General features: G+C 63.4%; 6 protein-coding genes. 1 reads left to right on the plus strand and 5 read right to left on the minus strand.

Features of this window, described 5'->3' with window-relative positions; genetic code table 11:
* From OES25_17160 to OES25_17180, 5 genes are all read right to left on the minus strand, one after another.
* The coding region (locus OES25_17160) for an extracellular solute-binding protein (GenBank protein ID MDH3629367.1) at window positions 1-986 on the minus strand (986 nt) is incomplete at its 3' end.
* A gap of 15 nt (window positions 987-1001) precedes the next feature.
* On the minus strand, window positions 1002-1457 hold the full coding sequence (locus OES25_17165; GenBank protein ID MDH3629368.1) for a transcriptional repressor: 456 nt from the start codon (window positions 1455-1457) through the stop codon (window positions 1002-1004).
* Window positions 1458-1478: 21 nt separating this feature from the next.
* Entirely contained in the window at window positions 1479-2921 is a 1443-nt protein-coding gene (locus OES25_17170; GenBank protein ID MDH3629369.1) for a nucleotide excision repair endonuclease, read from the minus strand.
* A gap of 79 nt (window positions 2922-3000) precedes the next feature.
* The gene (locus OES25_17175; protein ID MDH3629370.1) at window positions 3001-4056 is read right to left on the minus strand and encodes a hypothetical protein; all 1056 of its coding nucleotides are present in this window, start codon (window positions 4054-4056) and stop codon (window positions 3001-3003) included.
* A gap of 3 nt (window positions 4057-4059) precedes the next feature.
* On the minus strand, window positions 4060-5451 hold the full coding sequence (locus OES25_17180) for an FAD-dependent oxidoreductase (protein ID MDH3629371.1): 1392 nt from the start codon (window positions 5449-5451) through the stop codon (window positions 4060-4062).
* Window positions 5452-5535: 84 nt separating this feature from the next.
* Between OES25_17180 and OES25_17185 the strand changes: the two genes are divergently transcribed.
* Window positions 5536-7125, plus strand: a complete 1590-nt coding sequence (locus OES25_17185; protein ID MDH3629372.1) for a glucose-6-phosphate isomerase — start codon at window positions 5536-5538, stop codon at window positions 7123-7125.
* The last annotated feature ends 116 nt before the right edge of the window (window positions 7126-7241 follow it).

The raw sequence follows: 7241 nt of genomic DNA on the forward strand, positions 1-7241 counted from the left end.
AGCCCGGCCTCGTCAATTCGCATCAGCGTGGATTCCAGTCGATCCGCCACCGTGGCGAAATCGACGTCGGGTGTCTCCAGCGCCGACAACGGGGGTAGCGACGGATCCGCGTCCACACCCGCCACAAGCGGAAACTCGAACGTCTCGTCCGCAAAGTACTGCTGCGCAGATTCTCCGAGTAACCAACGCACCAGTTCGACCGCCCGCGGATCGTCACTTAGAACCCCGATCCCCGCCAGGTTCACGAAACTCGCCGAGCCGCCACCGGTCAAAAAATAATTGGCCGCGGTCGCATCCGGCTGTTCCCGTAGCGCGTTCAACAGGTAGTAGTGGTTGACCAGGCCCCACTCGACCTCACCGTCGATGACCGCCTGCACGATGGCTGAATTCTTTTCGTAGCGTTGGGGTTCGTTCGCGACGAGGCCCGCGAGGAGCGCATCAAGTGCCTCTTCGCCGTCGAGGGCCGTGAACAGCGCGAGGTGGGCCTGCAACGACGCGTTGGTCGGCGCGATGCCGAATCGTCCCCTGTAACGGGGGTCGGTGGTTGCAAGCAGAGTCGTGGGCAGGTCTTCCGCCGCGATGAGGTCGGTGTTGTAGACGATCACACGCGCGCGACCCGAGAGACCGACCCAATCCGATCGAACGGAACGGTAACGGGCATCGACCCGCTGCAACACCGATTCGGGCAGCGGTAAGAACCGACCCGCCTTCGAAAGCGCCCCCAGCGCGGCCGCGTCCTGGGCCAGGAACAGATCCGCAGGGGAGTATTCACCTTCCTCAAGAAGGGTCGCCGTCAACTCGGAGGTCCCCCCATAACGTGTTTCGACGTCGATGCCCGTTTCGGCCGTGAACCGCACAAGGAGAGGACCGATCAGCCTCTCATTGCGACCCGAGTAGAGGGTCAGTGGACCCTCGCCCGCCGGGGGCGTCGTTCCGCAGGAGACGAACAGGCCCACGATGCTGCATACCAGCAGAAAATGACGCACTAGTTTCCTCTGAGTTCAGGAAGGCCTGGGGTTTTCCCGGGTCTGGCAGTCGCGACAGGCACCGCCCATCTCGAGTCGAACGACTTCCGGGCGGAAGCCGGTTTCTTTCTGCACGCGGCTCTTTATTTCGTCCCAGATGCCACCGGACGGCTCCGAGACATCGCCGCATTTCATGCAGACGAGATGGATGTGGAAGACCGACGGTCGAATCTCATAGAAATGTCGCTCCCCGGCGACATGCATCAAGTCCAGTTCATCCACCAGGCCCATCTTCTTGAGCGTGTTCAGCGTCCGATAGACGGTGGCTCGATGGATCTGCGAGTCGCGGGAGTGGGCGCGTTCGTAGACGGCCTCCGCATCCAGATGCTCGTCGGCCTCTTCGAGGAGTTCGGCGAGGATCTGTCTCTGGTGGGTGATGCGTAACCCCTTGGCCCGCATTCGATCCAGAAGTGTTTCCTGCTCGGTTCTCATATCCGCTCCGAAATCGACCGCCTAGCGGGTGTGGATCGGTGACCCGTCGGGGTCGTTGGTTCCATTGGCCAGGAACCAGTTGAGCCGCTCGATCACCTCTTCGGTACTTCCCAGGTCCCGTGGATCGAAGGCGACAATCTCATCCCGGTGCTCGGCGAGCCATCGGACCACAAGCTCGATGTCGAGGTCAGGTCCTTCCGGGACGGTCGGCCCATCCGGCGCCGAAAAATACCAGTCATCCAGAATTCGAGCGATCCGCTTGAGGCCCCCTCCGCGAGGACCGATGGCGACGCGATCGAGCAGCCTACCGCGACGGATCAGAAAGCCACGGAGGACCCACGGGGCAGCGGCCGGCTCGAGGATCAAGATCGAGCGAAGCTTGTCGTGGCGCTCCGAGCGACCGCCATGGACGACCCGTTGCACGTTGTGACTGGGTTGGCGTGTTCGAATCAGTTCGGCCTCGCGCAGAACGGCTTCCAGATCAGAGCCGGTGGCCTCGTATTCGATGCGATGGATCCCGTTGATCAGTTCCTGCACCCGCTTGGGGCGCGAGCGACCCTCGTCGCGGAAGTACGAGCCGACCCGACTGTGCAGGTTCTTCGACTTGCCGACATAGAGCAGTTTTCCGGATTCGTCGTAGAACCGGTAGGTCCCGGGTGTACTGGGGACTCGACGCAGGAACTCACGGTCGAAGGCGAAGCGGGACCAGTCAAGCGGTGGTGCACCGCCGTTTGCGGCGACCTGAAGCTCGTACAACGATTCGTCCGGGCGTCGCAACGCCTGCAGACAGGAATCGAGCGTGTCGGTCATCTCGAGCGGCTCGGAGGTCTCGTGCCAGGCGAGCCCGAGTCGCTCGACGAGAGACTCGAGGTCATGGATGGCGGGGAGTCCGATCCGTTCCTGCGCCATACGCCTCAGAGAGATCGGCGATGCGATCGGCTCGCCCAGCCAGGTATCGAGGGCCGAGAGTGCGCCGGGCGAGTCGTGAACGATGGGAACCGCACCCTCCAGTAAATCCAGAGCCGCGCGTCGCAAACGATTTCCGTAAGGACCGGCGACCGTATCGCCTCCGCACGCACCCACCACATCGTCACCACACAATCGAAGGGCGGAGACGCTGCGCAAGAGAAAGGGCGTGCCATCCGGTTGTCGCGGTGTGCCGTGAATGAAGATAAGCACGCGATCGGGTTCCATGTCGTCCACGTCACTGCTCGCAGGGGCCGCAGGGGTGCCCGCTCGACGTGCGTCTCCCGCGAATCGCCAGCCGGACTCGTCGTGGATAAGTCGCGAGTCCTTGCCGAAAGCGGTCTTGAGGAGTTCTCGGGCGCTGTCCTCGTCCGGCGCGCGGGTTGCCAACAACTCCTCGGCGAGCTGCAGACTGGTCAGCGGCCCGGGGGCCTGCTGCAACAGCCGTATGGCACGTTCCGCGACGAACGACAGGGGCTGGTTCTGGGGGTTGGACACGTGAGACCTTCTCCGCAGGGCGATGACGACGATTGTCGCACCGATCCATTAACCCGTCAAAGCGTTAAGAAAAAGGGACTTAGGCGTCGTTATCCGGTAGGGGCGGATGGTCGAGACTGCTGGCCTCCAGATACCCCGTGCCGTGCAGCGAAGCGAAGGTCGCGCACTCGCGGATCTTTCTCAGGAGGACCGAGCAGATCTTCCCGACCCCGTGTCGAGTGGCGGCCTGGATGATCCGGGCGCCCTGTTCGGCGAGGAAGGTCAGAAGCTCGGGGATATCGTTCGCAGGGACGTACCCACCCAACTGCCGCTCCGTCGTCAGGTCGCTGCTCAGACGCTCGAGTAGCGCTGGAAACGGTTCCGCGAAATGGGCAAACAACGGGCGCGCGCTGACCAGGCACGGTGGAGGCTCGATGCCCGTGGCCTCGCAAAGACCCGCGAGCCCATCGACGTCGTGGGCCACCCAGAACGGCACGGCCTCCGCGTGAGCTTCCACGCATCGCCACGGCAGCTCTTCCGCCAGGACTTCCCGGGCGGGGCGTGTTGAGCCGACGTTGCCCCAATCTCCGTCCTGTCTGGCGGCCGCGGCCAACTCGAAGATCTCTTTCAGGCGCTGCAGCAACTCGGCATGGACGGTGGCGGCGGCCGGTGGCGACCCCATCATCTCGGCCTCGATCTCGCGGCCCAGGGTTCGATCCAATCGGAGGAGCTGTTCAAGCACCAGCCCGTCGATCGCATTGACATCTTTGGCAGCCAGGTACTCGTCGCAGAAACGTCCGACACGATCCGCAGACCCTTCGGTGATGAAGAACGGGCGGCCGTGGAGATGGAGGTCGGGTTCGATCTGCTCCGAGAGGGTCTTCACGACGGCAGCAGGTTTGTATTCCAATCGCTCGACGCGGGCGCGAAGCCGAAACCAAACGCTCCCTTCTGTGGGTAGTTCCGGAGGTTCGACCTCTTCCAGGAGCATCTGGATCGTCGCCCGGTAACCGCTGGACCGCCAATCGGCGACGCGCTTCCGAAAGCAGATGTCGAGGTAGTCTTCGGGATTGACCTTCTTGCCCTCGATCAGCGGATCCAGTAACACCCCGAACAGGCCGACGTCGAACGGATGGAACGAGACAGCGCCACGCATCGACTAGGACTCTCCCTTCTTGTTCCTGAGAGCTTCAATCTGGCGGGCCACGTTCAGGATGACCTCGGAGAGTGTGGGGTGATACCACGGCATCGTAAGAATCGAGGCTGCGGTCCCACGATGGTGCATCAGGAGAGAGACAAGATGGATCAGATCATCGGCCCGGGGACCCAGGATCGAGCCACCGAGGATCTCACCGCTGTCGTTGTCGGCAAAGATCTTGAAGAACCCGTGCTCTACGCCCATGGTGATGGCACGTCCGGTCTCGGGAAAGCGGGCCTTTCCGGTGACAAACGCCACGCCATCACGCTCCAGATCGGCCTCCATGCGACCGACCTGCGCGAACGGCGGGTCAGAAAAGATGACGCTCATGGCCAGCCGGTAGTCCATCGCTTGGCTCGGTTCGGCGCCGGCGGCGTTGTGACCGGCCGTCGCGCCTTCGTCGTTGGCCAGATGGAGGATCTGGAGTTCTCCGGTGACGTCACCGGCAACGTAGATTCGCGGGTTGTCCGTTTGCATCGTCGCGTCGTGTCGGATGCGGCCATCTTTCACGACGACGCCGACCTCGTCGAGTCCGAGGCCGTCGATCATCGGGCGACGACCCGCTGCCATGACGAGCGCGTCGGCCGTCCACTCCATCGAGCCGTCATCCGTCGAGACCTGGGCGATGAGACCGTCGCCCTCACGACGCAGGCGTTCGATCGTCCCCGGAATTGCGAAGTGTAGTTCGTCCAACTTGCCAAGGGCCGCGCGCAATTCCCGGCCCGCTTCCAGGTCGTAGCGTCGTAGCAATGGAGATCGATTCACCACCAGCACGCGTGTGCCGATCTCCGCGAAGAACTGTGCCAGCTCCAGACCGATGGCACCGGCGCCGAAGACAACCAGAGACTCGGGCTGACGCGTGAGTTCCATGACGTCGTCGCTGGTCCAAACCGGAACCTCGTCGATCCCGGGCAGTGGAACCACCGTCGGCTCGGAGCCGGTGGCCAGGACATACCTCTCGGCTGCGAGGATGCGTCCGTCGACGTCGAGGGTGCCGTCTGTGAGAAAACGGCCGTGACCAAAGATGACGTCGTAGTCGTTGGATTCGATCGACTCGATCTTGGCCCGTTTGAATCGTTCGACGAGCTGCTGCTTCCGTCGCATCAACTTGGGGAAGTCCACGGTGACGCGACCCTCGAGGTGGGCACCGAGCGACTCGATACCGTCCCCCAGCCGGGCGGCATGGGAGCTGGCGAGCATGGCCTTGGTCGGCATGCAGCCACGAAGGATGCACAGCCCTCCCAACTCGTCCCGGTTGACCATGGCCGTGTGTGCGCCGGCCCGCCGGGCGGCGGCGGCCGCCGCGGTTCCCGCCGAACCACCGCCGAGCACAATTACGTCGTAACGATCCATCACGGCCTCCGGCGGTATTCTAGCCTCGTCGAGGGCTTGGGGTGGTCTAAACTGGAGGCCACTTCCTCGCTCGGGAGCGGTACGATGTCGAACAAAGTGGATTGGGATACCTATCGCCGCTGGCTTTACTCCGATCGAGATCTCGGTCTCCGCGTCGATCTCAGTCACATGGGGATCGACGACGCCTACGTGGAGAGGCTGCGGGGTCGTTTCGAAACCTGTTTCGACGGAATGGTCGCGCTCGAGTCCGGATCGATCGCCAACCCCGACGAAGATCGGATGGTCGGTCACTACTGGCTGCGGGACCCTTCGCTGGCGCCGACCGAAACGATTCAGGAGTTGATTCGGTCGACGGTCACCGACGTCGACGAGTTTGCGGCCCGGGTCCGGGATGGTGAGCTACGAACCGCGACGGGACAGCGATTCACCGACCAGCTGATCGTGGGTATCGGGGGGAGCGCGCTGGGCCCGCAGTTTGTCGCACAGGCGCTTGGCACGCGGGAGGGAGGTCTCGAGCCTCACTTCCTGGACAACAGCGATCCCGACGGGATCGACCGGGTTCTCGGCGGACTCGGCAGGCGACTTGAAACCACGCTGGTGATCGTGATCTCGAAGTCGGGCGGTACGCCGGAGACCCGCAACGGGATGCTCGAGACCGAGGCCGCGCTGCGGGCTCGCGGTGTCTCGTTCGGCGGCAACAGCGTGGCGATCACCCAGGAGGGAAGCCGACTGGATCGTTTCGCCCTGGACAAGCGGTTCCTCGCCCGTTTCCCGATGTGGGATTGGGTGGGAGGGCGGACATCTCAGACCAGCGCCGTCGGTCTCCTGCCTGCCGCGCTGCAGGGCCACGATATCCGCGAGTTTCTGGCGGGCGCCGCGTCGACGGACCGGGTGACGCGACGACACGACCTCGGCGCGAACCCAGCCGCGCTGCTCGCGCTTGCCTGGCATCACGCCGGCAACGGACGCGGCGAGAAAGACATGGTCCTGCTGCCGTACAAGGACCGACTGGCGCTCCTGAGTCGCTATCTCCAACAGCTCGTGATGGAGTCCCTCGGGAAGGAACGTGACTTAAACGGAGAAACGGTCCACCAGGGCATCGCCGTCTACGGCAACAAGGGCTCTACGGATCAGCACGCTTACGTTCAGCAGCTACGTGACGGCGTGAAGAACTTCTTCGTGACGTTTGTCGAGGTGCTCGAAGAGCGAGAGGGTGACAGTTTGGAGGTCGAGGAGGGGATCACGTGTGGCGACTACCTTCACGGTTTTCTTCTTGGCACCCGGCAAGCGCTCTATGAAAACGGCCGCCCGTCGTTGACGATCACGATCGATCGTGTCGGCGAACGACAGGTCGGCATGCTGATCGCACTTTACGAACGTGCCGTCGGTCTTTACGCCGGCCTGATTCGAGTCAACGCCTATCACCAGCCGGGGGTCGAGGCAGGCAAGAAGGCCGCCGCCGCGGTCCTGCAGCTACAGTCGGCGCTGGTCGCGGCACTGGATGAGTGCGGCGACGAAGGAGCCACGGCAGAGCAGTTGGCCGTCAGGCTCGATCGAGCCGATCAGGTGACGACGATCTTCGAGCTTCTCGAGCGGCTGGCCGCCAATGCGCGGTCCGGTGTGCGCTCTGAACCCACAAGCCCCATCCACGAGTCCCGCTACCGTCGAGGTTAGCGATCGGCCAGCTGTCCCAGCTCTTCCATGAGATACGCTGACGCCTCGATGCCGCGGTAGAAGTTCGCCAGATCCATCTTCTCGTTGGGCGCGTGCAGGTTGTCGTCATGGAGACC

The sequence above is a fragment of the Acidobacteriota bacterium genome, assembly GCA_029861955.1.
Classification (GTDB): Bacteria; Acidobacteriota; Polarisedimenticolia; order Polarisedimenticolales; family Polarisedimenticolaceae; genus JAOTYK01.

Coding starts and splice junctions, on each gene's coding strand:
- OES25_17165 (MDH3629368.1), bottom strand. CDS start 1,457: ATGAGAACCGAGCAGGAAACACTTCTGGATCGAATGCGGGCCAAGGGG.
- OES25_17175 (MDH3629370.1), bottom strand. CDS start 4,056: ATGCGTGGCGCTGTCTCGTTCCATCCGTTCGACGTCGGCCTGTTCGGG.
- OES25_17180 (MDH3629371.1), bottom strand. CDS start 5,451: ATGGATCGTTACGACGTAATTGTGCTCGGCGGTGGTTCGGCGGGAACC.
- OES25_17185 (MDH3629372.1), top strand. CDS start 5,536: ATGTCGAACAAAGTGGATTGGGATACCTATCGCCGCTGGCTTTACTCC.